Annotated in this window: 35 protein-coding genes and 2 pseudogenes; 3 read left to right on the plus strand and 34 right to left on the minus strand. The window is 44.6% G+C overall.

Going from position 1 to position 26,042, the window contains the following annotated elements; all coding sequences use genetic code 11:
• The 4 genes from GKZ87_09605 to GKZ87_09620 all read right to left on the minus strand — a co-directional run bounded on the left by GKZ87_09605 (window position 1) and on the right by GKZ87_09620 (window position 1,643).
• The gene (locus GKZ87_09605; GenBank protein ID QSI25710.1) at window positions 1-447 is read right to left on the minus strand and encodes a hypothetical protein; all 447 of its coding nucleotides are present in this window, start codon (window positions 445-447) and stop codon (window positions 1-3) included.
• A gap of 179 nt (window positions 448-626) precedes the next feature.
• Window positions 627-848 (minus strand): hypothetical protein, encoded by a 222-nt coding sequence (locus GKZ87_09610; GenBank protein QSI25711.1) that lies wholly within the window; start codon window positions 846-848, stop codon window positions 627-629.
• Window positions 849-932: 84 nt separating this feature from the next.
• A complete protein-coding gene (locus GKZ87_09615; protein QSI25712.1) occupies window positions 933-1,124 on the minus strand; it encodes a hypothetical protein in 192 nt (63 codons plus the stop codon).
• A gap of 27 nt (window positions 1,125-1,151) precedes the next feature.
• Window positions 1,152-1,643, minus strand: a complete 492-nt coding sequence (locus GKZ87_09620) for a hypothetical protein (protein ID QSI25713.1) — start codon at window positions 1,641-1,643, stop codon at window positions 1,152-1,154.
• 142 nt (window positions 1,644-1,785) lie between these two features.
• On the opposite strand from GKZ87_09620, the gene GKZ87_09625 reads away from it, so the two are divergent.
• Entirely contained in the window at window positions 1,786-1,995 is a 210-nt protein-coding gene (locus GKZ87_09625) for a hypothetical protein (GenBank protein QSI25714.1), read from the plus strand.
• Between the two features lie 33 nt (window positions 1,996-2,028).
• On the opposite strand, the gene GKZ87_09630 is transcribed toward GKZ87_09625, so the two are convergent.
• A complete protein-coding gene (locus GKZ87_09630) occupies window positions 2,029-2,619 on the minus strand; it encodes a hypothetical protein (GenBank protein QSI25715.1) in 591 nt (196 codons plus the stop codon).
• A 106-nt stretch (window positions 2,620-2,725) separates the two neighbouring features.
• On the opposite strand from GKZ87_09630, the gene GKZ87_09635 reads away from it, so the two are divergent.
• Window positions 2,726-2,881, plus strand: a complete 156-nt coding sequence (locus GKZ87_09635) for a hypothetical protein (GenBank protein ID QSI25716.1) — start codon at window positions 2,726-2,728, stop codon at window positions 2,879-2,881.
• A 25-nt stretch (window positions 2,882-2,906) separates the two neighbouring features.
• Here the strand turns inward: GKZ87_09635 and GKZ87_09640 are convergent, their stop codons facing one another.
• The 27 genes and pseudogenes from GKZ87_09640 to GKZ87_09770 form a co-directional block, all read right to left on the minus strand.
• On the minus strand, window positions 2,907-3,227 hold the full coding sequence (locus tag GKZ87_09640) for a hypothetical protein (protein QSI25717.1): 321 nt from the start codon (window positions 3,225-3,227) through the stop codon (window positions 2,907-2,909).
• 109 nt (window positions 3,228-3,336) lie between these two features.
• The gene (locus GKZ87_09645; GenBank protein QSI25718.1) at window positions 3,337-3,849 is read right to left on the minus strand and encodes a hypothetical protein; all 513 of its coding nucleotides are present in this window, start codon (window positions 3,847-3,849) and stop codon (window positions 3,337-3,339) included.
• Between the two features lie 347 nt (window positions 3,850-4,196).
• Window positions 4,197-5,212 (minus strand): annotated as a pseudogene (locus GKZ87_09650) (hypothetical protein).
• Between the two features lie 343 nt (window positions 5,213-5,555).
• The gene (locus GKZ87_09655; GenBank protein ID QSI25719.1) at window positions 5,556-6,068 is read right to left on the minus strand and encodes a hypothetical protein; all 513 of its coding nucleotides are present in this window, start codon (window positions 6,066-6,068) and stop codon (window positions 5,556-5,558) included.
• Window positions 6,065-6,361, minus strand: coding sequence for a hypothetical protein (locus GKZ87_09660; GenBank protein QSI25720.1), 297 nt, complete (start codon window positions 6,359-6,361; stop codon window positions 6,065-6,067). The genes GKZ87_09655 and GKZ87_09660 overlap by 4 nt, the downstream gene beginning before the upstream one ends.
• A gap of 201 nt (window positions 6,362-6,562) precedes the next feature.
• A complete protein-coding gene (locus tag GKZ87_09665; protein QSI25721.1) occupies window positions 6,563-6,814 on the minus strand; it encodes a hypothetical protein in 252 nt (83 codons plus the stop codon).
• A 71-nt stretch (window positions 6,815-6,885) separates the two neighbouring features.
• Window positions 6,886-7,158, minus strand: coding sequence for a single-stranded DNA-binding protein (locus GKZ87_09670; protein QSI25722.1), 273 nt, complete (start codon window positions 7,156-7,158; stop codon window positions 6,886-6,888).
• The gene (locus tag GKZ87_09675) at window positions 7,155-8,090 is read right to left on the minus strand and encodes a hypothetical protein (protein ID QSI25723.1); all 936 of its coding nucleotides are present in this window, start codon (window positions 8,088-8,090) and stop codon (window positions 7,155-7,157) included. The genes GKZ87_09670 and GKZ87_09675 overlap by 4 nt, the downstream gene beginning before the upstream one ends.
• Before the next feature lie 262 nt (window positions 8,091-8,352).
• Window positions 8,353-8,796, minus strand: a complete 444-nt coding sequence (locus GKZ87_09680) for a hypothetical protein (protein QSI25724.1) — start codon at window positions 8,794-8,796, stop codon at window positions 8,353-8,355.
• Between the two features lie 268 nt (window positions 8,797-9,064).
• Window positions 9,065-9,424 (minus strand): hypothetical protein, encoded by a 360-nt coding sequence (locus tag GKZ87_09685; protein ID QSI25725.1) that lies wholly within the window; start codon window positions 9,422-9,424, stop codon window positions 9,065-9,067.
• Window positions 9,425-9,689: 265 nt separating this feature from the next.
• Window positions 9,690-10,157: a hypothetical protein gene (locus tag GKZ87_09690; GenBank protein ID QSI25726.1), complete on the minus strand. Its 468-nt coding sequence runs from the start codon at window positions 10,155-10,157 to the stop codon at window positions 9,690-9,692.
• A gap of 396 nt (window positions 10,158-10,553) precedes the next feature.
• Window positions 10,554-11,033, minus strand: a complete 480-nt coding sequence (locus tag GKZ87_09695) for a hypothetical protein (protein QSI25727.1) — start codon at window positions 11,031-11,033, stop codon at window positions 10,554-10,556.
• 26 nt (window positions 11,034-11,059) lie between these two features.
• Window positions 11,060-11,437, minus strand: coding sequence for a recombinase family protein (locus GKZ87_09700; GenBank protein ID QSI25728.1), 378 nt, complete (start codon window positions 11,435-11,437; stop codon window positions 11,060-11,062).
• A 286-nt stretch (window positions 11,438-11,723) separates the two neighbouring features.
• On the minus strand, window positions 11,724-13,880 hold the full coding sequence (locus tag GKZ87_09705) for an isopeptide-forming domain-containing fimbrial protein (protein QSI25729.1): 2,157 nt from the start codon (window positions 13,878-13,880) through the stop codon (window positions 11,724-11,726).
• Window positions 13,864-14,454 carry a hypothetical protein gene (locus GKZ87_09710; GenBank protein ID QSI25730.1) on the minus strand — a complete coding sequence of 197 codons (591 nt, stop codon included), beginning with the start codon at window positions 14,452-14,454 and terminating at the stop codon, window positions 13,864-13,866. Before GKZ87_09710 ends, GKZ87_09705 begins: the two co-directional genes overlap by 17 nt.
• Window positions 14,447-15,007 carry a hypothetical protein gene (locus GKZ87_09715; GenBank protein ID QSI25731.1) on the minus strand — a complete coding sequence of 187 codons (561 nt, stop codon included), beginning with the start codon at window positions 15,005-15,007 and terminating at the stop codon, window positions 14,447-14,449. The genes GKZ87_09710 and GKZ87_09715 overlap by 8 nt, the downstream gene beginning before the upstream one ends.
• A 17-nt stretch (window positions 15,008-15,024) precedes the next feature.
• Window positions 15,025-15,525 carry a hypothetical protein gene (locus GKZ87_09720; protein ID QSI25732.1) on the minus strand — a complete coding sequence of 167 codons (501 nt, stop codon included), beginning with the start codon at window positions 15,523-15,525 and terminating at the stop codon, window positions 15,025-15,027.
• The gene (locus GKZ87_09725) at window positions 15,522-16,247 is read right to left on the minus strand and encodes a signal peptide protein (protein QSI25733.1); all 726 of its coding nucleotides are present in this window, start codon (window positions 16,245-16,247) and stop codon (window positions 15,522-15,524) included. Before GKZ87_09725 ends, GKZ87_09720 begins: the two co-directional genes overlap by 4 nt.
• 7 nt (window positions 16,248-16,254) lie before the next feature.
• On the minus strand, window positions 16,255-16,656 hold the full coding sequence (locus GKZ87_09730; protein ID QSI25734.1) for a signal peptidase I: 402 nt from the start codon (window positions 16,654-16,656) through the stop codon (window positions 16,255-16,257).
• 60 nt (window positions 16,657-16,716) lie between these two features.
• Window positions 16,717-17,049 (minus strand): hypothetical protein, encoded by a 333-nt coding sequence (locus GKZ87_09735; GenBank protein ID QSI25735.1) that lies wholly within the window; start codon window positions 17,047-17,049, stop codon window positions 16,717-16,719.
• A gap of 29 nt (window positions 17,050-17,078) precedes the next feature.
• Window positions 17,079-17,513 (minus strand): hypothetical protein, encoded by a 435-nt coding sequence (locus GKZ87_09740; GenBank protein ID QSI25736.1) that lies wholly within the window; start codon window positions 17,511-17,513, stop codon window positions 17,079-17,081.
• 245 nt (window positions 17,514-17,758) lie between these two features.
• Window positions 17,759-18,757, minus strand: coding sequence for a hypothetical protein (locus GKZ87_09745; GenBank protein QSI25737.1), 999 nt, complete (start codon window positions 18,755-18,757; stop codon window positions 17,759-17,761).
• Between the two features lie 166 nt (window positions 18,758-18,923).
• A complete protein-coding gene (locus tag GKZ87_09750; protein ID QSI25738.1) occupies window positions 18,924-20,753 on the minus strand; it encodes a hypothetical protein in 1,830 nt (609 codons plus the stop codon).
• Window positions 20,743-21,471 (minus strand): hypothetical protein, encoded by a 729-nt coding sequence (locus tag GKZ87_09755; GenBank protein QSI25739.1) that lies wholly within the window; start codon window positions 21,469-21,471, stop codon window positions 20,743-20,745. Before GKZ87_09755 ends, GKZ87_09750 begins: the two co-directional genes overlap by 11 nt.
• Window positions 21,452-21,772 (minus strand): hypothetical protein, encoded by a 321-nt coding sequence (locus GKZ87_09760; GenBank protein ID QSI25740.1) that lies wholly within the window; start codon window positions 21,770-21,772, stop codon window positions 21,452-21,454. The genes GKZ87_09755 and GKZ87_09760 overlap by 20 nt, the downstream gene beginning before the upstream one ends.
• A complete protein-coding gene (locus tag GKZ87_09765; GenBank protein QSI25741.1) occupies window positions 21,769-23,739 on the minus strand; it encodes a hypothetical protein in 1,971 nt (656 codons plus the stop codon). The genes GKZ87_09760 and GKZ87_09765 overlap by 4 nt, the downstream gene beginning before the upstream one ends.
• Window positions 23,740-23,753: 14 nt before the next feature.
• Window positions 23,754-24,086 carry a hypothetical protein gene (locus GKZ87_09770; protein ID QSI25742.1) on the minus strand — a complete coding sequence of 111 codons (333 nt, stop codon included), beginning with the start codon at window positions 24,084-24,086 and terminating at the stop codon, window positions 23,754-23,756.
• 227 nt (window positions 24,087-24,313) lie between these two features.
• Here GKZ87_09770 and GKZ87_09775 point away from each other — a divergent pair.
• A pseudogene (locus tag GKZ87_09775) lies at window positions 24,314-24,547 on the plus strand (hypothetical protein).
• 384 nt (window positions 24,548-24,931) lie between these two features.
• Here the strand turns inward: GKZ87_09775 and GKZ87_09780 are convergent.
• Both GKZ87_09780 and GKZ87_09785 read right to left on the minus strand, forming a co-directional pair.
• A complete protein-coding gene (locus GKZ87_09780; GenBank protein ID QSI25743.1) occupies window positions 24,932-25,360 on the minus strand; it encodes a hypothetical protein in 429 nt (142 codons plus the stop codon).
• A 173-nt stretch (window positions 25,361-25,533) separates the two neighbouring features.
• Complete coding sequence (locus GKZ87_09785) at window positions 25,534-25,866, minus strand: hypothetical protein (protein ID QSI27935.1); 333 nt, start codon at window positions 25,864-25,866, stop codon at window positions 25,534-25,536.
• Window positions 25,867-26,042: the final 176 nt, after the last annotated feature.

Raw genomic sequence — 26,042 nt, forward strand, 5'->3', positions numbered from 1 at the left:
TCAATCGACCTCCTCGCCAAGCTCTTTCGCAACTTTTTCAAAGATGCTGTCTTCAAAGATACTGTCCAGATTTTGAACGAGATTCTTGGCATCTTCAAAATCCTTTGGACGTTCCTCATCGGAGAGCCTGAAATTTTTGAGCATGGTGACAGCAGCTTCATAAGACATCATGGCATAGCGGAGGATATGATTGAGGGTCATATCTCTTTGGTGGTTTTGTTGTTTCAGAGCATCCTGAATCATCAGATTCATTCTGGTGAGATAGTCTGTCCCGGTATCTTTATCCAGCTTCAAAACATAATACTCTGCAATCGCATCTTCAACTATTGCGGTAATCGATTTAGGCGTAATATTGAATTTTTCTGCTTGCTGTTTTTCTAATTCTTGTAAAGTATCCAGCTTTTGAAATGTATCCAAGCTAAAGCGGAATGATTTTCTTTCTTTCACTTTCTTACCTCCAATTTTATAACCTGGCAAGTTGCCAGGTATCTATTTGATGAAGAAAAAGATCTTATAAAAATGTGTAGGACGATTGTAGGACAACCCTATTTTATCGTAGGACGTATGTCCTACAGTTTTTTCCAAACTCCTTTATTTATCGTGTTTTTACATGTCGGACAATCGTCCTACAAAGTCCGACAAATGTCTGACAGATGTCCTACAATAATTTTACGATTTGAAAATACGAAAATAGCTGATAAATAAAGCATTTTCCCATCTTTTTTGTTTTTAGAAAACGGTCGTTGACCGTTTGTCCCGCCGGATTTTGTCGGACAAAATCCCTTATCCTGCTTCACTAAAAACGCTGTTTTTAGTGAAGTGGCGGCTCCCGGGAGGGAGCCAGCCATCTCTGGTACTCCTTCAAGTGTTTTTTACCATGATCGAAGTCCTGATACATATTGTTCTTCCTCATCTTTTTACCTTCCTTATCATCATTTCGATTCCTGTATATCACTTCTTGAATCTATGACCTGGCAACTTGCCAGGTCATAGAGAAGTGTCTTTCTCTTTTTCCCGCCGGCGTAGATCATACCGGCGCTGCTGCCGCTGGCACTGCCAGCGGCAGCTATGGAATCATGAAGAAAGTAAAAAAGCCATCTTTCCGATGACTTCATTTCAAACATATCTTTTCTGTTTTCTTTCTTGCTTTATCATATTGCGATCGTTTTAAATTCTGCGAATTTGTAGAGGAATTCACACAGATGAGAGATGCTATGCACTTTATATGTGCAACTGCTCTTCTCATCCTGTTGCCGGATCTCCAGCGCTCCGCAGTGGCCTGGATCAAGCAGATACAGACCATCAAAAATTCTTGTCACCTCCGTTTTGCTTTGCATGAGTCCTTTCGCAGTCGCCATCCATTCCCGTGCTACCTCTTCAAAGATTCCATATTCATATTCGATAAATAGCATCGTGTTACCTCCCTGCAGGATCTCTCCGGTAATGTCATCTCTATCGATCTCTTCATATGCAGGGCGTAAGATCTTTTCTATTCGATGTCTATCGATATGAGGATTATGGATCGTGATTTTTGCGGCTGTGTCATATCGGGATGAACGGACAGAGACTTTTATATCTTTTTGTGTGTATCCTGCTTCTTTCAGCGATTTTCTTATCTTCATACTCAATTCTTTATTCGTCATGCTTTTATTCCTCCTCGTGGGGTCACCACTCACTTCATGTAAGGTAGCTGCCTTACACTTTCTTCACACCGCTGAAGGCGGAGCAGTCAAGGAGCCATAAGGCAGGGTGGAGATTTTCCGCTAGGAAATTACAACCCGGTCCTTGAGTGAGGAAGCAGAAGCGGTATTCCATACCTACATGGCAACTTGCCATGTAGCCTGCCGGCAGATATGCCGGCTTTGCTTTATGCAGAGAGAACTCATAACCCGGCAGCTTGCCGGGTTATATAGAATTCGATTTATCTTTCTCCTGTCGGTATGGATCACATGGGCGCTGCCGCCGCCGGCATTGCCATCGGCAGCTATGGAATAATGAAGAAAGTGAATATGTCAGGAGTCTAACTGATCATGCATACCAGCTCTCATATAATTCGCTTCCGTTATATTTATGGGCATATGCATACTCAGTCATTTTGATAGTTCCGTTTTTCGTGCTTTTCCGGTCTCCATGCAACTGGTCTTTGATGAATGTCGGCTTATGGATTGGCGCAAGCATTCCTCCGTCTGTCCTGAAGGAGACTGTCCGAGAATCCCACGCTTTATCACTTTCTTCTTTGATTTCCGGAGCGACTTCGATGAACCATGCATTATGTGCTGATATCTTCACGACTTGGAAGAATCTAAGGTTCGTCTGTTCATATCCCCAGGAAGCAACGTATAGATCACCGACCTTCACACCATCAAGATTTTCTTTTTCTGATCCTGCATCCGTTGGTTTTGGCTTATCACCTATTATTGTTCCGGAAGAACCTTCTTTCAGTTCGGCAATGACCTGCAGTGTTGTTTCTGATCTTTTCGCATACCATATTTTTTTGACCCGATGCCAGCGGAAGCCGGCATCCTTCAATGTGGTTAGGATTCCGATATCCGGTTTCTGTGAGAATGTCAGTTCGACTCCATTCAATTCTTCGTTCATGTTGATTTTGAAAGTTTCCATTTAAATTTCCTCCTATGCGGTCTTTCCGCTCTCTTGGTAAGCTCTGTTTACCTTACACTTTCTCCACACCGCACAAGGTGGAGCAGTCAGGGAGCCGTAAGGCAGGGTGGAGATCTTCCGTCAGGAAGATACGACCCGCTCCTTGACTGAGGAGCCGGATGCGGTATCCCATAGCTACATGGCAACTTGCCATGTAGAAAGCCGGCTCATGTGCCGGCTGCTTTTTATAGAGGATCTGATCACCTGGCAACTTGCCAGGTGATTCGCTCTCTTTTGGAATCACAGTTCTACTGTGTCCATTTCAGATGTTTGATATGAACTCTCAGATTGGTTATCTTGTCACTGATGATAGCGAAATCAAGGCTGGAGTATACCAATTCTGAATAGCCGTAACTGTCTGGTCTGCCTTTTAACTTTTTCGCCTCATCATCGCTCAGCCCTTCATATCCGATCATCGTTTTGTTTTTTATGTAATATGCATTTCTCTTCCTCATTTCTGCCTGCTCCTCCAGCAGACTTTCCAATTCGTCATTCAGCTTGTCGATCGTTATCGGCTCATCGCCCTTTGCTTGTCTCATCATTTCCTCATCGTTCCTATGATAGTTCATTCCGTCCTCCTTTGCGGGGTTACCACTTTCTTCTGTAAGCGTAGCTGTCATAGATCATCATGCAGTGCTATATCGTGATCGGATGCATGATATGGTAGGGATACAACGATTATGTTTCTAAAGCTGTTTGTGATCCCCATATCTCCACTTCCTGTAAAAGATCGTTCAGTAGATCGACATAGCACTGTAATATGAATCTTCCGACTTCCATATCATGATCACGCTGTCTTTTTCTTTCCTCACAAACTGTCATTTTATATTCCTTGAAATCAAGGACATAAGTATCATCTTCATGTTCTAAGTAAGCAACTATAGAATCTTTTTTATCTAAATGATTATTGTTCATGGTATAGATGGTATAAACTAGGCAAAATGATGATTCACCATAAAGACGGGTGTTGACGATCCACATATCATAAGTACATACCATTTTTTTAAAATAAAGATCACACCGATTCATTAAAGAGTATACAAGATAAAGTAGATCACGTTCCTTACGTGTTTTTAAATAATCGTCTAACTGATTCTTTGAATGACCAGACCATAAGAATCCTTGTTTCATCGTTTCTGAACAGAAACCTTGTTTTAGCTCTTCGATCGAGATCACTTCTTGCTTTTCCATTTACATTTCCTCCTATGCGGTCCTTCCGCTCTCTTGGTAAGATCTGTTTACCTTACACTTTCTTCGCACCGCTGGAGGTGGAACAGTCAGGGAGCCGTAAGGAAGGGTGGAGATCTTCTGTCAGGAAGATACGACCCGATCCTTGACTGAGGAGCCGCAAGCGGTATTCCATAGCTACATGGCAACTTGCCATGTAGAAAGCCGGCACGTGTGCAGGCTGCTTAATGGCTTCAGGCGGATTCTAAAAGATACCTGGCAATCTGCCATGTTATAGAAGATATCCTCAGTGTGCTCTAGATCGCATAATAAAAGCAGAAGCTCGTGCCTCTGCCTTTATCGCTTGTATGCTATGCCTTTTTCAATATCTCTAAGACGTTTGCTCGCAGTTCTTCTTCTACCTTGAGGATATCCATCGCCTCTGTAGCTGTCATATCTGGGAATCTCTCTAACATGGCCTGGACATGCATGATCGTGCTTGTTAGCTTTTCTTCGGCGCGTCCTTCAGCACGTCCTTCAACACGACCTTCAGCGAGTCCTTCGATTCTGCCTTCTTCTTTGATACCTTGGCTCAGGTTACACATGATCTCGACCTCCTCTTCGATTTCCTTCGTCATGTTTATGCGGTAATCATTCTTTAATTTCTTCGTTTCTCTTTTGCCGATAGCTTGGCTATGAACAACAGGTTCAACAATTCCAGGAATCCATGCTCGTCATCCTCATAGTCATATTCTTTGGCAGGGTAGACCATGATGGCTTCCAATAGATCATAATCTTCCTTCGGTGCTCTATACTCGTTCATCATGCTGCTTTCCTGCATGCTGTATCGGTTGATTACGTTGTCCATGTCCTTTGGATGATGGAAACACAACCATATCGAGTATACTTTTTTCATATCTCCGAAATTAGAATGCTGGAATCCATCCGCTGCGTTCTTTTGTTTTCCTAAGATCCTGCTGCAGTAATAGATCGCTCTGCTCAATAACGGATATGACAGACGCGCTGTTTCATTCTGTGCCTCAAGATTTATGATGACACCGATCTCTTCTTTCTTCGTGTTTCCTGTATTTGGCAGTGTTGCCTCAAACAGGATGTCATACCGTATGACTGCAGAGGGGATAGACGCGTCTTCTACATTCTTTCCAACGATCCGATCATCCATCACTTCATCGATCCGTGGCTGTTTTTCTATGAAGCTTGGTATCTCCTCTAAGGGGATATTTTGAAATTCTTTGATACAGTTCTTCAAGATATATGCTAATATCGACTTATTGCTCAACATATTCTTGCAATAACTGTCATATGCCTGCTGTTTGTTCTTTTCGTTTTAATCCAGCGTATTGGCAAGTGCTGTCTGCTCTTCCATTTCTTTACTCCTCTCTTTATTGTATACCATCTAAGAAAATTATACATTCGTAAGGCGTTTTCCTCAACCCTTTCAAAAGCACTCCTTCCTTTTTGATAACTACCTTACACTTTCTTCACACCGCACAAGGTGGAGCAGTCAAGGAGCCATAGGCAGGGTGGAGATCTTCCGTCAGGAAGATACGACCCGATCCTTGACTGAGGAACCATGTGCGGTATTCTATAGCTACATGGCAACTTGCCATGTAGTTGGCCGACTCTTGAGCCGGCAGAGCTATCCAGCATCTTTTTCCTTGATCAGCTACTACTCGGTAGTATATGAAATATCCTAGAGGATAGCTCCTCTAGGATATCATGTCTTTGACCCTGGTCATGATTTCTTGAAAGACCGGACTGTCTCTTTTCAGATGTCCTTTTACATCTATGACCCTCGCGGTATTTATCCATTTGGAATCGTTTATGAATAAGACAGAACGTTTCTTCATCCTACCGACCTTTTCCAGGCGCATCAGATGCTTTTTCCCATTTGGGGTGTCTTTACTATAGGCTTGCGCATAAGCCAGCTCATTGCCGCTCATTGGCACGACATATGCTTTATTTTTACATAGGCTCAGGATGAGCCCAAAATGTTGGAAGCCTATCTCTTCGATGAATGCATTTCCGAAATCGATATAACAGATATCTCCTACACGGATATTGACACCTTTTTCCGTACAGCTATGGTCATTGTGATGATCGTGATGGTTGAGCATGGATATATAGAGTGCTCGGAGATTATCACAGCCTTCGAGTTCTTTCTGCTGCAGTGTCAGTATATCATGTATCAACTTGTTTCTATCTTCATTTATGGAGATCATATCCTATCTCTCACTTTCTTTATGATGAAATCCTTGAATTCTGTTTCCGTCCCTACGAACAGCATCCATGACTCTGTATCACGGAAACGGTAACGGATATCATTTGTCCCTATGATCAGGACATAATCGACAACGCTATCTCTCTCAGGTGATAGTAAGAAGCCTGAGCCCTCTGTGGATTCGACCCAGTTCCAACCTTGTGAAAGGGTCTCGACATTCTTGATGTGGGATACCGTGCTGTTTCTGATTATAATGTTGTTGCTTCCGATGATCGTGTTCACTATATTTTTCATATTTTTCTCCTTGCGGGGTCACCGCTTACGATCGTAAGGATATGTACCTTACACTTTCTTCATACCGCTGGAGGTGGAGCAGTCAGGGAGCCACAAGGCAGGGTGGAGATTTTCCGTCAGGAAAATACGACCCGGTCCTTGACTGAGGAGTCGGATGCGGTATTCCATAGCTACATGGCAACTTGCCATGTAGAGGTGCAGTCAAAAGGAAATTGATGATATTGCAAGATCTGAAGCTATCTCATTGCATGGAGTTTTTACGTCTTTCTCCCTTAGTCGTGATGAGTCATCATACTTATTTTTATCTTCTAGACGCTCAGCATTCATCCATCGTATCATTTCGACATACATAGAACGTAAGTTTTCGTACATTTCGATTTCTTGTTTATAGTGCTTGATCCGTGATAATAAATAGATGATATACAGTGATTGTATCAGAATGAGTAATTTCATATTTTTACATCCTCTCTTTCGACTATCTGGCACATGGGGGAACTACCTGGCAAGTTGCCAGGTAGTGCAGGCTAATACCTCGTGATGTGCTCTGCTATGAATTCATAGGACAGATGTACCTCACCGGATGCATCCTCACTCTCATGGGAGATGATCTGTCCTTTTGCCATCACGCTATCGCCAACCTCCAGAGGGCGGTTATCGAATACGTGCTCATAGGATATCGATATTTCATAGGACGCACCGTCACTGGAAGAGATATGCATATTGAGAAAGCTTCGCTGGGTTGCCGATATCCTTGTCCTGATATCCTTTATCCTTCCACTTATCATAAACAGTTTCATTTCGTGATCCCTCCTAAGTTTTCGATATTCCCACAGATATCGATAACGATATCTTTCGATGTATTTCTCAAATCTCTAAGCTTGGATATTTGTTTTTCAAATATGCTAAGGTCATCGACATGATATAAGATAGGGACTCTAAGGTGAAGCTCATGAAGCTCTAATAGATCACGATGACCTACCTTGATGATCTGATAATAATCGATTTTCAAAATATTTTTAATATAGTTATAGTTTTCAAAACGATCAGTAAGATCTAAGAAAAGATATAGATCCATCAAATTCATATGTTCACGGTAAGACCTTATATCATCGGAAGACATGGATCGTAATATATAGTCGATGATCGATCTTTCATAATCTTCTGTCCGATGACCATTGCAGGAAAAATATGCGATCCCCAGTTTTCTTGCAGCTTTCTCGTTTTCTTTAGAATATCGCATACTACGTTCGATACATTCATGCAGTTCATCGTCCGTGATATGTTTGGTCCATGCATATCCGATCGTGCGTTCCTGCATCCTTAGCAGATCGAAGAATACCTGTGTATCCGATGTATCGATTCCCAAGACTACGATGATATCCTCTGGAAATTCTTTGGCCACTTCCTGTACGGTCATTTCCATTCCTTCGATGATCAGGGGGATATCCGGATTGTTATAACGAAAAGACTGGATATAGCTTTTTATAAACTCTGAAAAAGCTGTGGAATATGCATCCGCTACCTCGGTCTTATTATCCTTTGCATATACATCCTGTATCCCACATGCATAAAACGCATGTCTTACTTCATCCATTGCTAAAATACTAAAAGCACCATATGACAACAATTTTTTAGCAATTGTATTCTTACCAGTCCTTGGCTGTCCTAAAATGAATATGTTTTTCATTTTTTTGTCATGTATCCCGTTCGATACGACACGCTCATTCATGTTTACCTCCCGTAAATGTATTTTTATCTATTATCTTCTTTTAAGGATATGTACCTTACACTTTCTCCACACCGCTGGAGGTGGAACAGTCAAGGAGCCGTAAGGAAGGGTGGAGATCTTCCGAAAGGAAGATACGACCCGATCCTTGACTGAGGAAACGTAAGTGGTATTCCATAGCTACCTGGCAACTTGCCAGGTAGGGGCGCACATATATATGAAGATGAAAGATCGGGAAAGGATGTCCTTTCCCGTTTCCATCCGATCAGTCGATATCCTGTACGGATAATCCACCATATGCATTCTTCTCAGCTTCTGTCTGGATAGGTGCTTCCTTCTGTAAAGCTTCATATTCTTCTAACAATGCTTTGACCTTAGGGTCTCTTTCATACTTCTTCAGCTTCTCTAGATTCTGTATTTCTTTGACTTTGACCTCTACTTTCCTCAGGATGATATCCGCGCTTGACTCTGCCTTCTTCTTTCTCAGATAGCCTTCGATATCCATCTTCATGAGATAGGTGCCGATTTCGAATGGGAGCGATATCGCTTCAAAATTTGTGAGCTGCCGAGAGATGAAGACAGTAATGAAACCGTGCTCCTTACTGTCGATGACCAAAAGGTCAAACTCACGCAAGACTCGTTCGGATGCTACATAAGCATCTTTACCATTCAAAACTACTGATTGTGATTCTACTTCATAATAATACATGATTTCCTCCTGTGCGGTTCTGCCGCTATCAACTGTAAGTGTAGCTACCTTACACTTTCTTCACACCGCTGGAGGTGGAGCAGTCAAGGAGCCGTAGGCAGGGTGGAGATTTTCCGTTAGGAAAATACGACCCGGTCATTGACTGATGGAGCCGGAAGCGGTATTCCATAGCTACATGGCAACTTGCCATGTAGAGGCGCAGCCAAAAAGGAAAGTGACAATGCTACAAAAAAAGCTGCCCTGAGTATCATGCAGCTTGTTCTTTTATTCAGATGAAGGTATCTTCATATAGATATGCATAATTGTATCCATCATATTTGATAGCCGGGATGTAGATGCCCTTCAATACCGTCAGTTTTTTCATCCCTTGACTGTTGTTCTTTATGTAGCGAGATTTTTTTAAAGGCAACAGCCGTTTTCTACTATTATCGAGTTTGAATGATCTGGTAATCTCGTCGCGTTGTACGATATCGATGATTTCCGGATAGACTTCTTGCACGACGATATGCAAACTATCGCATACGGACATTACTTGGAAGCAGATAATGTCATCGTTGGATTTCGCAATGAATATATCTCCGATTTGGATACCATATCTACTTGTTACATCATTTTTATTTCTCTGCATACCATTCTCCTTGCGGGGCTACCGCTCTTTCTATGTAAGTCAGTTACCTTACACTTTCTTCATACCGCCGTAGGTGGAGCAGTCAAGGAGCTGTAGGCAGGGTGGAGATTTTCCATTAGGAAAATACGACCCGGTCCTTGACGGATGGAACCGTAGGAGGTATTCCATAGCTACCTGGCAACTTGCCAGGTAGGGGGATATCTCCTGTAGCTTTCGGCGTACGAAGTGCAAAACAGTGAGGGTCTCTCCTCACTGTTTCATCGAATCATGCCTGGAATCTTTTCTTATCTGCGTCTACGAAGGGTGCTTGCAGCTTTGAAGCATCGCCTAATCTTTTGTGGATACCATATAATGCATTGCCGAACGCTACTAATACATCGTTCATGTATTCTAGAAATCCCGTCATGTCTGTCCCCATCTTATCGAGAAATTCTTTTGATATCCCAAGGGATGGGAGCCAGACCTCTCCTCGTTCTTCCAATGTGATCGAGATGAGTGGATATATCTTATTTTCATAGTCTATCAATGCGCTTTTGAATGCATCCTCATATCGTGGCATCAGCTCCTTTATCCCTGTTACGGCAAGACAGACCGTCTCTTTCAATCGCTTTTGATGCGCATCCTCTTCCGGCATGAGATCGACGATATGCTCGATATTTCCTAAAAACCGAGTTCGTGCTTCCTTGCATACTTCTTTGATGCCTTCCTCTGTTAAGATAATTTCCTGCTTCATAGGTTCCTCCTGTGCGGTTCTGCCGCTATCGACTGTAAGTGTAGCTACCTTACACTTTCTTCACACCGCTATAGGTGGAGCAGTCAAGGAGCTGCAGGCAGGGTGGAGATCTTCCGTCAGGAAGATACGACCCGGTCCTTGACGGAGGAGCCGGAAGCGGTATTCCATAGCTGCCTGGCAACTTGCCATGTAGAAAGCCGTCACATGTGCCGCTGCACTTTTTATAGAAGATCGCTCACATGGCAACTTGCCATGTAGGGGCGCAGCCGGAGAGGAAAGAGAAAAAGCTGCCATTCCAGCAGCCTGTCTTCGTATGTCGTACCTCGTGTGTATCCGGCCATACCTCTTCGTTACATCGCGTCCGTTCTTATGTATACAGTTGAAGTGATATCCCCATCAAGCCTGATATCTACCATCGGGGATGTCAGAAGCCACAGCGTCCGCCTGGGGATCGTTTCCCATCATACTGTAATATTCTGTAAATACCTTTTCAAATTCTAAGATTGTCGCTTCCATGTCCTGTGAGACCTTCTTATGTTCGACGCCGGCTCTCCTGCACAGCTCTTCGGCTATCATGAGGCCGATCCCCCAGGTCGTATCCACGCCGTCCATTTCTTCATAGAGTTCGACAGCTAATAATGGCGTTCTCGTCTTTACGTGCTCATGCAGTGCTGCCCGGAACATATCGAGGAATATCGGTAACAGGATGACCATGCCCTCTCTTCCTGCGATCATGTCCTCTCTATACTGCCCTGTGAGCTCCTGCTCATCCTCCAGCCGCTCGATGCTCTTGTCCAGATACGATAGAAAATCACTGCTTGCGGCTTCGAATGCCTTCTCGATCTCATCTTCTTTCAATACGATATCAGCTTCCATTCTTTCTCCTTTCGCGGGGTCACCGCTCATCCTTCCTGTTTCTTCCACTCGATCTCTTTATGATAGAGCTTCTTCAGTTTATAGAAGGTCGATCTCCCTATGTTGAGCTGCGCTGCCGCATCCACTGCCGTGATCGCATGTTGGGATTGCAGGACAGCCAGCTTCAGAAACTTATCACTGCAGGGGATCCCAGGACGCCCTATGCGGACGCCGTTCTTTTGTGCCTCTTTTATCCCCTTCATCATTTTTTTCTTATGATCGGCCTCATGTCGGATGATCGCTTCACACTCTTTCATCAACTGCCAAAACGGTTCCAGCATTTCTTTTTCTACTCCCATATCAGCGAGCTGTGTGCAATTATCCCTGGCCTTCTCCAATGCCTTCGATAATCCTTCCGTTTTCACTCATACCACCTCTTTTACATCACAAGGATAGCTTGGGCTTTTTCATATCCGCTACATATATCTTACACCAAAAGTCCCGTCGCATTCAATAGATATGGTACGGGCATCGTCTTGAATATATGAAGGGGATGGAACAGTGAGGGGCTGTCTCACTGTTCCGGTATATCCATCCCTATCTCATCGAGGAATTTGCGATATCTCACGTGATGATATCTATACATCTTCGCTCTCTTCCAATGTATCGACGGTAGGCGTAGCTGCCTGGCAGCTTGCCAGGTAAGCTTCCTCATCTATGGAACGTATTGACCACCAGATCGTTATCGCTGTAATCCTGATAGCTCTTCCTGCGATTCACGAAGGTCGCCTTCGCATCCTGTCCATCGGTATCCAGTGTCACCTTACTGCCACTTACTTTGCCGGATATGACATCCGTGATACTATCCAGACGATATCTCGATACCGGGATCTCGCTGATCTCATATTCACCGGCAGGGATATCCTTCCGGACGATCGTTTTCTCTATGCCTCCGGACGCTTTCTTGTCAGACGCTGTGAATCGGATTACCTCCGTATATTCCTGTCTCTCTCCGGTGAAGTCTGTGCCTTCGATATGGAAGAGGAAGGTCGGATCTCCCGACGCTGGATACATTTCCTCCCCATAGATCCGCTTCGTGATCCGCAGTTCCGGTATTGGCAGGAATTCTGCCTTTATGACATGGTCTGAAGAGATATCACGGAAGGTATACGAGGTAGGGTATCGCTTCACGTCTACTTCCTTTCCGTCTATACGCAGTCTACGCAGATAGTATCCCTTATCCGCTGTATATGTGATCGTTCTCTCTTCTCCTTTGTCGATGCCGATTACCTTGGATGTGATCGTCCCACCGCTCGCACCGGTCTCGATCTTGTAGACACGTTTATATTTCACACTTACCGTATGGTCCTCCTTTATCCCGCTGAAGGTATAGCTCTTCGGATATTTCTTGATATCGACTGCTTTCCCATCGACGGTGACGCTCTCCAATACATGGTTGCTATCCACGGGACTGTAGCTGATCGTCCTGCTCGTATTCGGCAGCTGGGAGGCTGTGCTCGCCGTGATCGTCCCGTTCATCACAGATGTCGTTATCTTGAAATAGAAGCCCACAGTTACTGCATTCGATGTCTTCGTCCCTCGATCTGTCGTTATCGACGCTGTATTGCGGACAGATCCGGAACCGGATGTGCTGAACCAGGCGGATAGGTCATGACCGCTTTTCTTTTTACACTTCAGCGTGACGGTATAGCTTTTTCCATAGAACGAAGCGTCACCGACATTACGAAGGCTCAGCTGTATGGACTGAGCGCTGATGGTACGATCGAATTTCGATGTCACATCGTTACCGGCTGAATCTCGGATGGTGATGCTGCTTGTTCCATTGGCCAGCTGCAGACAGCTTGCCAGGGTATCATTGAGCTTGAAGCTCGTGTAATACGTTGTCGCATCCTCCGGCGGTACTGTAAAGTCTACCGTATAGTTAAAAGCAGTATCATTGTAAATAGATACCGAAGTGCTGCCATTGATGCGTTTCGTCGGGACCGGTGTATCGAACTTCACGAGGGAATCGTTGGACCATTTCCAGTGATAGAACGTTCGATAATCACTTCCTTTGTCCCATGTCTCGACATCGATATCCAGTCTTCTCGTATACCCCAGCCGGAAGCTCGAGGCCACTCCTATCAATGTAGCCCAGTTCTGTCGGTCATCATCTCCACTCAATTCAGACGGTGCATACACCTGAGAACTGTTATAGCTCAGATTACCGCCACTGCCTCTGCTCATCACATAGACGCCATCGATCCCGCTATAGCCATGACCTAAGATCTCCGTGTTATCGATATCTTTGAAATTCGCATGGAAGGGTACTGATATCGGTGTGTTCGTTCCTCTCCTATAGAAGGTGAACTGCCAAACGAAATTCCTGCTCTGATAGGATTGCTGGTAGATGTCGATACTGTTATCCATGAAGGCGACGCTCGGCATGTTAATATCCGGATGCGTCGTCGTAGTCGCCGTGCGGATCTCTCCGTCCACCAGCATGATCTTTAGATCTACTGCCGATCCGTTATAGTGACCGATGTTATTGTATCGCACGCCGATCGTGCCACTTCTCACGAGCGCATTGCTCGATAACAGGGCGAGGTGACTGTTCGTTGGCAGTCGTCCACTGGATGCTCCCTCATTGCGGAACAGTGCGCCGTCGTCATAGCTCCTGCAGCCATAGAATTCCGCCCAGGATACCCCAGGCGTGAACTTCGGTGCGAAGCTGTAATAGGAATCGATGATGGTGCTGCTTCCGGATACCTCATGGATGGTCGCTGCTGTGATATGGCCATCCTGGGGAAGGATGATCAGCAGGAACAGCAACAGGATCGATATGAGTAGTCTACCGTGCTTCTTCATGATCTTTTCGCCTCCTTCTTACGATGATGATCAGGAAGGAGATGGATGCCAGCGTGCTGGATATGAGCAGTGTCCGCTGTGTCTGATCTCCTGTAGCTACGCTTTCCTGTATCGTCAGTGCAGTGAGCTCGACATCGACAGCAGCTTCCCTGATCGAATATGCATTGTCTGTCTCTTTCGGAAGACGCAGTGTGATCCGGATCGTCGTCATCTCCTGTGGTGCATAGCGCCCCATCTCTATACCGCTTTGCGCGTCCTGCATAGTTCCTTCATAGAGGCGGTGGCCATCCTGCATCACTTGCAGCTCCAGTATCTCGGTAAGCTGTCCTTCTCCTGCGCAAAGCTTGAGATAGAGCTCCTGTTCCTCCTTGCTTCGGTTATCCACCCTTAGGGTATAGGTCTGTTCATCTCCCGGAAGCATCCGTGACAGCACGATATCATCTGCCGATGTCTTCTGTATCCCTGCTTCCGTGATCCGGATGTGGATGTCGTCCCTGTCTGATCCTTCTGCCTGTATCCTTACAGGGAGGAAGGGCAACAGCAGTATCGTCAGTAACAGCAGTTTTCTACGCATCGGATCTCACCTCATTCCTTGAACGGAGCGTTTGTCGGATCTCGGTATCTCCCCAGCCATCCGAAGAGACCTCAAGATGCTCACTCTGTACGGCCTGGATCGTCGTCTCCAGTACCAGCGTCTGATCTTCTTTCGTGATGATGTCACTGCTCGCGATGACAGCGTCATACAGCTCCAGTATGCCATCCTCTTCCAGAATGCCTGTATGGTAGAGATATCCGTCTTTCTTCCGTTCCCAGCCATCCGCCAGCTCCAGCTCCGCCTCTGTAAGCTCACGGAGCAGTTCTCCACCGGTATAGACGCAGACCTTGAAACGTACCTGACAGGCAGCTCCCAGGTTCTGCACATCCATATCCAGGGGGATCCTGCTTCCCGGTACGATCGGTTCACTACGCTGTAGGTCATCGATCAATGTCACCTCCACGGTATCCGTCTGTGCGATGAAACGCTGCTGGAAGGAACGTACTAGGGAAGAGAGGGAATCCCCCATGATCAGTCCGCAGATGAGCAGGGATACGACAAGAGATAAGATGAGTGATCTTCTTTTCTTCATGCTATTCCATACCTCCTTCATCGTATACCGGCGAAGGCATCCCGTATATCGCGATAGCCCTCCGCCTGTACAGATTCCGCATAGATGATGATGTCGAATGTCTTCCGCTGCTCTATTTCGATGTCCTCGATCGTCACCTTCGTGAACAGACTGGAGGTGACAGCTCCCGGCTCCACGATGCTGTTATGATACCAGTAGCCGTCATCGGCCTGCGTCCAGTCCTTCGTATCGAAGTCCATATGCGCAGGGATGGCCGTATCGGAAAGCGCTGCGTAGACGCGGATATAACAGGGGACACTGCCGGTATTGCGGACCTTCACGTCCTTTTCGTACGTCGTATCCGGCTGCCACTGCTTGGGAGGTGTGAAATCCTCTTCTATCATGACATCGTTCTGTCCAATCGTTATCCGGTTCTCTCTCGTTTCCACATGCGTCAGATAGGCGATACTGAAGGGGACCATTATAAGGATGATCCCTGCCAACAGGAAGACGAGGAACCATTTCTTCCTGTGCTTCATTCATCGTGGCCTCCATCATCGACAGCAGCTTCTCTGTTTTCCGGCATCTGTGGTGCTGTGGTATCCTTTCGGACATGTTCCTGATTGATGAAGCTTCCATAAGCTTCCTCCATCGTTCCGGTCTCCTGCTGGATAGCTATGCTCTTGACCGTGATCGTCTGTTCGCTGTCCTCCAGTCCCTGCTCTTCGATGGCATTACAGAAGGTTACAGATGAGAATAGCTCTGTCGTCGTCTGTCCCGGATTCAATACAGCCTCATAACCAAAGACATAGACCGCTGTTTTCTTGCCATCGGTATCCTCTTCGACGATTTTACTCAGCTGTCGCCAGTGATCCAGATCCGGCGCGAAGAGGAAGAGCTCTGTATCAGCTTTCGGATTCCGTGAGCCATCCTCTTGCGCGGTGATGATATTTACGATCGGTACTCTGACCTCCAGATAGACCCAGGCAGGGTTCTTGCCGGTGTTTTCGATCGTCGGATCTTTTGGGATCGTTTTATTAGGAATGATATCTTCTGCCATATCGGGTATACCATTATGATCGGTATCTGCGAGATCGTCCCATCTGTCCTCATGCAGGACGGTCCTCACAGAGCCTACGGTAAAGAGATTGTCCTTCGTATCCGTCGAAGTGAAATATGCGATAGAGGATCCGATGACAGTGATCCCTGCCAATGCCGCAATCGAGAGGATGCCTACTTTTTTCTTGTTTCTGATTTCCATAAATTTCTTATCTCCTTTTCCTTTTTCGTATGATCTGCCATGCCAAAAAGGCCGCGCACAGCAGCCAGAGATATCGTCTGATGAATAAGACGATATAGCCGATGTAAGGGATGACCAGGATGACCTTACCGATGATCTGCGTCTTATAGAGCGGTGTAGGATCATCGCTGTCATTGGCGTCTCCCTTTGTGACGGTTCTTTGATCATCGATCTGTCTCACGATCCTGTGTGTGATGATGGAATCCTGTTTTTGAAAGGTAACGATATCCTCCGTATGCAGTTCAGCGTCAGTATCGACCAATATGAGACTACCGGTGGATATCGTCGGCTCCATAGATCCGCTCGTAATACAGTAGATTCGGAAATGACCGCATGAACATAAGGATATCGAGACCAATAAGATGGTCAAAGCTATGCTGCTTATTCGTTTCGTTCGTATCAGCTCCTTTTTTTGGGGGGGATAAAAAGGTCAACGATTTGATTTTATAAGACCCTTTAAATAAAATACTGTCAGCGCTGTCATGCATATCGTACAGCCGGATACGGTGACGCTTACTGCATAGTCCAGTATTAAGATATCAAAGATTCGTTGTTTGATCCTAAGAAACAGCATTGGAATAGTAACTAGGTTTATGATCAAGCCAGCAACTATTATCACATTTGTCCTATACCGATTTTTCTTTCTTCTTTCCCTTTCCATCTGGATCAAACACTTTTTTTCTTCTTCATCTGCGGCATGTTTGATCTGTTCGATCGCATCGAATGCAGATAAATGAGCGATACCTTTCAGCCATCTTGCCATGTATGTTTCTTCCTTTCTTTTCGCATGAGCTATTGCAGATATCTTCTTACCTCATCCATGATCATTTTTTCTTTCGTCCGTCGATATTGCTTGATGAACGCATGTATCAGGCAGATGAGCCACGGCAGGAGGATCATCGCAGGTACACTGACAGATATGAGCAGGATCGTGCTTCGATATTCCTGATCAGCTATCGTGGGAAGGACAGCAAGCAGCTTCTTCACATAGAAAGACAAAGATATCGTCATCATCAGCCAGATCATCGAAGAAAAGAAGAGTATCCATTTCTTACATATACATCTCATACTGAATTCTATATAGCACAGTAGGAATTCATCCTCGTCCATAAAGAGGTATCGAAGTTTCTTTTCTTTGAAGTTAGATAACGCCTTTTCATGACGATATCGATAGTTTATTCTGTAGATTGCTTTATGAAGCAGCTTATGTTCTGTATGCTTTTCCATATCAGATTCTCCTTTCCATATCGAAAGCCTTCGATCGACGAGCAAAAAAACGGGAAATCTCCCGCATATTTTGAAAATGTCATATACCATCGATCAAGGTATAGCCTTTCTTCATTCCAATTTTATAAGTTACCTGGCAACTTGCCAGGTAATGCTTTCTAAGATAGGGATACCTCGTTCGTAGATCACCTGCCATCTGCATCCTTTCAATAGAATGACTATGAAATAGATTGGCCTTATCGACTTCAGGCTAAATTTTCCTTTGGCTTATAACGACCGATATCTAGGACCCTTGACATGCCGATATCGGATAGATACACTAGATCCAGATGTATCGAAGCATGTAAATGGTCTTTGAACTGTAATAATCGTTCTTCCAATAGCATCATTTGCTGCTCATAGATCAAAGTATCTGTTATATCTATATTTTGATAAAAGCCGACTTTCCCGTCGAACTTATAAACGATTTTTAGACCCGGATCTTCTGCCAGTATGAAGTCATGACTTTCTTCTCCCATGTGCCATATCTTGTATCGGCTATTTTCGTTTACGAAGGCTTTTACAAGCGCTGTGTGGAGCTCTTCGAATAGATCTATTTCTTCATCCTTACAAGATACCTGATATTCGATGGCATACGGTACGATGACAGGATCTTTTCTATCTCCGTTGTTATCCGGAAGTATGGATTGCGCCTTTAGACAATATGCTGAATATTGGGGAATATAGAGGTCTGTGAACCAATCATTCACTTTTCTGAACTCACGTGTTTTGAATATGAATTCATCTTTTGGATCACATACACATATATCTTCGATGGAACAGATCATCTCGACCTGTTTTTCTGAAAATTTTCTATATTCCTGTTTTCTCATTACTACTGGGATGAACCTGTTCTTATCTGTGATCTGCAATCTCTCCGCACTGTTTTCTAGCTCATATTCAAAACGCCCTTCCTGTTGCGGATAGAGAAATGCAACTCCATATTCTTCCGATTGAAGGTTCCTTACGACCGGCGAACAGGATACCACATGTACTTCATCATGTTTACGATCATATGTTATCATTTTAGGAACGAATGTATCAGGTTCACATATGGGCGCAAAACAGCTCAGATATCCTTTGACTCTGATCCGATCACCTGGTCCTATGACCTTATTTCTGATCTGTTGCTTTATTTCTGAAAGAGGATATTCTTTCACAGTAACTATGCGGATCACATGGAAGATATGTTTGAATAAGTCCATGACCTTACCTCCCATCATTGTCCTATCTTTTGTGAAAAGCTACCTGGCAAGTTGCCAGGTACTGTCTTTTCCTGATGGATCTATCACGCTCGTGGACTACCTGTCATGAAAACTGATGTTTGAATGATAGGGAATAGATCCATGTGCCTGGTCTTCAATTCCTTGGTCATGCCATCTCCTTCAACTCGTTCTCTGTCGCAAGGACATGCAATGGGATATGACGGTCTCCACAGACGAACAATGCATCACCCATACGCAGCTGCTCGATCAGTCCTTTCTCATTCTCATTGACGGTGATGAACTTGCTCAGATCGTTGGTCCCGTCGCGCTCCAGATGCATGATCATCTTATAGACGCTGTTGTTGAAGATCGCTTTTCCATGTACGAGGATGTCTTTCCCCGCAAAGTCCTTCGGCTCCTGCGTCGCGATCGTACAGACATTGTGATACTTTCTGGATCTTCGCGTGTACTGTGCTACTCTTTCCGCACTCATCGGCGTCAGTATCTGCGTATGCGCCTCATCCAGAACGAAAGCAGACACTACGGACTCATCCAGACACAACGACCAGGCAAATTGGTACATGATGTGATTCAGCGCATTGATCAATGTCAGCGGCTTCTCCAGCAGCGTCTTCGTACCGAACGCGATGATATCCTTCGATAAGTCCTCCTGACCCAGCGATGTATGTCCATTGAAGTAGATCGACCATTCTTTGAGCAGTGGCTTTATCTTCAGCCGCAGATCCCGCAGCAGCTCCAGCTCCTTCGTATCGGCATGCAGCTGCTTCTGACACTCCTCTATGCTCTTCTGCAGACGTACGTCGAGATCGGAGAAGGTCGGATATGCAGAAGCCGGAAGTCCACGGAAATCCGTTTCCGGCGTCAATCCATGATCGGCATACAGCATGACCATCTGATCTCCTACGATGGAAAGGGTGTCATCACTGATAGAGGGTACGAGATAGCGCAGGATAATCTTGACATCATCGACACAGTTGTATATGGCAAGCTCTGTATCCCATTTGACGCTGGCGTCCTCATCCTCTTCCACGGAGATCGGCTTCAGATCGAAGACATTGATGATATGGCCTCGCCGCCCCCAGTTGATGAACGTACCTCCATAACGCTTCGTCAGGGAGTTGTTCTTGTTCTCCGGGTCTATCCAGATGATCTTTTTGTGTGTACGGATGTAGAAACGGATCAACAGCTTCATCAGTGTAGACTTACCGAATCCGGTACCTCCGACGATGACGAGATTCCCACTCAGGCGATTCAGTGCCCGGGCACTCATCGGGTCATCGAGCCATTGGAATTGATCGAATAGGATCGCTCCTTTATTCATCAGCTCATGTCCCAGCAGGAAGCCGTCACGATCCTTCAGTGTTTCGAATACGAACGGATAGAGACCGGCCAGACCTAGTGAAGGGAGCGGGATACCGATATTCTTTTCCACTTCAGCAGGGAGGAGACTGTCGACGAACAATGGGGAAGCGACCCGCATCAGATTCTCCTGCATGACGGGAGCACTGGTCAGCTTGAAGCCCTCTGCCCGTAAGCGGAGATTGAGATCCTGACATCGTTTGTTCACCTCCTTTTCTGTGTCAGCATAGACGCTGAAGACGATGGTGATGTTCCAGGTCACATCGTGATTGTCGACGATCTCCTTGATGTAGGTATTCAATGAGATCAGTTCATTCTCCAGGATTTCTCTCCTCGTAGGGTCGTTCCCGCTCTTCTGATATTCTCTGCTCTTATCATTGTATTCCTTCTTCAGCATACCGGCGCAGTCCAGATCCAACGGCTCCGTACGCATGAAGACCTTGATCTCCGGATTCGAAACGTAGGAGCTCAGGAGACCGAGATCGAATTGTCGGGGGAGCTCGGTGACGAGCAGAGATTTGATATAACGGTCTCCCAGGATGTAGTGGCCTCTTTGGATCTTCAGTCCGATCGGCTGGAACGTACTTTTTTTCTTCAACAGGTCATTATTCCACATGTTCTCCCTCCTTCCGAAGTCTGTAATAATCATCATAATCGAAATCCGGTTCATGATAGTTGTCTTTCGATAGGAAGATATCTTCACTCTCCTCTGCCAGACAGCTGAAGACACCTCGTGAGAAATAATAATCATTGATCAGCGGATTCTCATACATATAAGCGACATAGTCGTAGAGATCGTGCATGTTCAGGTCCTTCGTCCGAAACCCGGCATACTGAAGCTCTGCGACCAGCTCGTCATAGTTCTTCATCAGAGTCGCTTCATCCTCATCGCGCAGCATCAGAAAGAATTCCAGCTCACGATGTGTATCCTGGAACCAAGTGACCTTTTCAAAATCATTTTGGATCATCGCACGGATGCGCGGATCCTCTTCCTGCGTCTCTTCCCGCAACAGCATCGAGATATGATCGTCGATCTGTACCGGCACGAATACGTAGCCCCAATAGATGGGGAAACGGATCTTATTGAAGATGATGCGCAGGTTGTTCACGATACGGGCCTGTACATAACTTGTATCGATGAAGATGTTCCTGGGGGTGACTTTCAAACCGATGATACGCTCTCGTGTGCTGCCGTCTCTTATATGGATCGCGTCTCCGTCGATCATCTCGATATCTGACCATTCCAATGCCGTGCTGCAATATTTCTTTTGTTTCTCTGCCTGCTTCACGACCTTCTTTTCCGCTCTTCTTTCTTTATTCTTCTTTTTCTTCATATTTTACGATACCTCCCCATATATATTCCTTCTGTCGTCTGAGATACAGATACTGTAGGTAGAAGAACACCAGGAAGTTGTGATAGATGGGAGGGAATGGCTGGATGAGCACGATCACGATCCCATAGAGCAGTAAGGTCAACATGAGGAGCGGGACGTTGACCGTATCTCCTGTCATATTGAAAAGGAATGCCGGGATGAAGAGCAGGGTCGCTGTGCCGAACAGCACGATGTCGATCCATCGGAACATGCCTCCCAGATGTCTTCCTTTCTTAAAATTCTTCGGTGAGTAGAATCTCATGATCGTTCAAAGTCCTCCATTTCTCTCATATCCTGCATATCTCTTTTTTCTGCATGCGTGGAAGACAGCTCGTCGATCCGCTTCGGATGGATCAGATCCTGGATACCGGCATGCATGTTCGAAAGATTCTGTGCACGCGTATTCTTCGTTACATAGCGTCCTCCACGGACGATGCTCTTCTGTCCCATCAGTCGATTACCTGCGGCCAGATAAGCCGTTCTTCCTACTTTGGAGACGGTTCTCGCACGGAAGGTGGAGGAATCACCGACACGCCTTGCGGTCGTACCCTCACGACTCAGACGGATGCCTCCTTCATCCTGTGAAGCACCACCTGAGCTGCCGTCATTTCCTTCGGCAGGAGTTCCGATATCGATCCCTTCATCACTATCCATGCCTTTACTTGATGCGCCTATATCTGTGCCATCTTCCATCGCACTATCATACCCTCCATCTGTAGAGACTGATGTCGGCGTATTTCCGAAGCCATAGGTTGGATTGCTCTTATTGATCGTGCCGGATGCGCCACCACCTGCTGGATTCGAACCTCTCCAGTAGCTCTTATCCATACCTGCTTTGTCCAAAGCTAGGGAAGCATCTCCTTTGCTCATATCACTGATGTCGATTCCATACTTCCTCGCTGCACACGCCTGTTTCTCCGTATGTGGTTCGGAAAAAGCTCTTGGCGGGATGTTTCCTGCACCTCCGGATCCCGAACCACTTCCGGGACCGTTTCCCGGATTGCTTCCCGGATCATATGCGCCTGTCATAGGATTGTTGGAACCGATACCACCTCCATCCGGATAGTTCCCGAGCGAGTTCAGGCCCAGCATCCTGCCGGCTCCATAAGTCCCCAGAGCTGCTGCACCGGTGGCCATCCCGATTCCTTTTTGTCCGATTGCCTGTGTGACTCCTTTCAATGCGCTCATCGCCTGGAAGCCCTGCATCGTCATGAAGAGTCCCATGCCATCCCCGCCGATGAGCTGAGCGACTTGACCGGGACCGACCAAGACAGCCAGCATGCCACCCAGGAAGAAGATCCCCTGGCCGACGATGCCGAAGTTTTGTACCGTTTTAGAAGATGTGACAGCCAGGACGAGCAATAGGATGATATATTGCAGGACGTTCGAGATAAGATCTGCGCTGATCAGCTTCACCCATAACCCGAAGCTCCTGTCGTCCGGATTGATGATCCCGGAAATCGGATAGGGAGATATCAGGATCTTGACCGCGATGGAGATCATCCTCTGTGATATCTGTATCGCCATCAGTAAGAACATATAAGCGCCGCATACCCCTTCTACGATCAGAAAGATCAGCATGGTGGTATCCGGAAAATAGATATAATCACCGTCAGCTCCGATCAATGCGGAGGTGATATTGAAGAAGCCTCCTACAATCGGTACGCCGTCGAACCAATGATCCATACCGCCTTCCGTGGCGTTGATGTCGATCAGCTGGTAGGGAGGATATTGACCATTGCTTGCGGAACTGATAAAGATCTGGGAAGGCATCCCTTCATATTCCTTATACAGCTTGTCAACAATCTCCTGTTGAAGCTTGTTGTCTGTTTTTGGCTTCGTAGTCGCGAAATTGTTCTCTACTACGAAGGAATCCGGAACACTGTCCATCACGACGCTCGTAAAAGCGGTGAATTCTTTGATCACCAGCGGAGTCATGGCAACGACGAAAACGATTGCGATGATACGGAAGATCATCCGTAATCCGCTCAGCTTCAATACATATTCTTCATCGATAGTCGCTTTCAATAACATCGTGAAGGCTCTGAGCAGGGTGAACATCAGGAGGAACATCATCAGGATGTCCCACCATTGCCACACCGTTGAATTTGAGCCGATATCGAAGGAAAGGATCGGTCGTATGATGTTATATACACTATCGATGAGGAACATACTTCCTTTGACGAGTATCCACAAGACCCAGCGGACACCATCGATTACTAGATCCATACGATACCTCCTTTTTACATATTGTATATTTTATAGATCGTCGGGATCAGCTCGAGGACGACTGCGATTCCCCAGATGATCTTGAGCATCTTTAAGACAGGCTTTTGTTTCTTCTCATCTTCGTCCTTGACCATCCACGATAGACCGTGAGCAGCACTTGCAATGACAGCAACGAGAGGTATCGCCCACAGGCAGATATCCGTAAAGGAATCCAACCAAGGCTTTGCCTCATTTTTCACTCCTGCAGTATTCGGCTTTGGTTTGGCCAGTATAGGGGTCATCGTCGAATAGAAGGCGATGAGGATACCTGCAGTCGCAGGAGTCGGTTTTAATCTTTTCTTGAACATAGGGTATATCGTTTCCTTTCTTTCTTACAGTGAAAAAAGACACATGATGTGTCTTCTTTCGGATATAGAGCCGCTGTATAAACACTCATACAGTGCAAAAAGCTTATACTACATCTTGACTGTTACTTGAGAGTAACAGTTCGTAGGATAAAAAAATCTTCTATTTTATATGTATCGCCTCCTTTCCTGTGATAAAATCTCTCTTATAAAGAAATGAGGAGTTATTTATAGAAGATTTTTTTAAATTTATAGATTCAAGTTTTATTATTGCTGTCCTCTCTGTTTTCTCAGTAGGTCAGATTTTAAATACTTTCATTAAATATCTATTGGACAGAAGACCGATGGTTTCAGAAATAGATAAGAAGATGTTTATGATATATAGTGAAATATACTATGCAGTTATTGAAAATCCAATTTCCAAGGTGAAAAATAAGAATTGTATAGAAATATTTTTAAAGTTATATGAAACAATAGAAAATAATTACCATTTAGTAAATTATTTTGATAATATAACTCTTAAACTCTTACAAGCTTTGAAAGATTCTAAGAACCCCTCTGAAGCAGAGAAAAGAGCTACAACACTATTTTATAGAATCCAAAAACTATATGTTAAATATCAAAAAAGAATGGGGTATAGATTTCCTTTATTAAGAGAAATGATAATCGTTACATTGTATCGTATATGCTTTTTGTTATTTTTAACAATGTCTCTTATCGCTTTACTATACATAATATATTTGTTTTATGATTTAGGCATTTATAATGCTATCACAGATAGTCAATATGCTTTGATTCCTGCAATATTTGTTTTTTCTTTTGGACTCACACTTTTTTTTGCTTGGAAACTACAATAAAACAGCTAAAATAGTTCTTAAACAATTAGAGAATTTCCAACTTAATACACCGCAAAGCACAATATTAAATAGATCACCAAAAAAGAGGACTTCATCAAAATACACTTCATACAAATAATCTATCTTCTCAAGACATAAGGAAATGCGTTGATGTTTTTTCAGCTTTTCCCTTAGCCACAGCAGCCAATTTGGGATATTTCGTTTTATATATTCAACAATATATGTGAATCCAAGAATAAATACTAATGATCCCAAATAAGATATGCCACTTATTATAGCTTTATTTGCTAATTTAGAGGAAGTAATTGCTATATATAGATTACCAAAAACAAGCATTCCATATACTAATGAAGCGGGGATACCTATAACTTTTATCAAACTTAGATTCTGTGCTTTCTTATCTCTATTCATATTTATCATTTTTTACTCACTTTCTTTATGAGGTAAACAAGGGGTAAATCACGCTATATAGGTTTTATAGACTGGTAAGCGGAATCGTGTGTTGGATGTCAATAGTTCGGTTGACTTGATAATAGAAAAAGGGAAGTACTGTTGTTTTGCACTTCCCATACAATTCTCCTATTAAGTGGAAATTAGTAATATTCCACAGATATCAATTCACTTATCATATAACAACTATGATACCCATTACCACGTTCATCATATATTTTGATTACAAGATCCTGTTGTCCTATATAGTTTTCTAAAAAATCTTTATCATAGCCAGAATCATCAGAAAAGTTCTTTTTGTAAATTTCAAGATACTCTTTATTTTTGATAATGACTTCTCCATTGATTACAACGCAGTTCCAATATATCTTTGTTTCTCTCAGATGTTTTCTGAATATCAATATTATATCACATAACAGAAATATCAAAATGTAAAATATTATCAATTTGACTATGATGATACCTAAAATCTGCATATTTCTCTTCCTTTCCATATACCTTAGACAGGGGATAAGAAGTATGTATCACATCCTTCATGTAAATCTTATTTTGTGGTGAAATTACTATCTGTTAGAATCCAATATTCGGGGATCTTCATAAGCATTCTGATAGGAAATAGCTAGTAGGAAGGATTCCCGGAGCTTTTTTGTAA

Source organism: Erysipelotrichaceae bacterium 66202529, from assembly GCA_017161075.1.
GTDB lineage: Bacteria > Bacillota_I > Bacilli_A > Erysipelotrichales > Erysipelotrichaceae > Clostridium_AQ.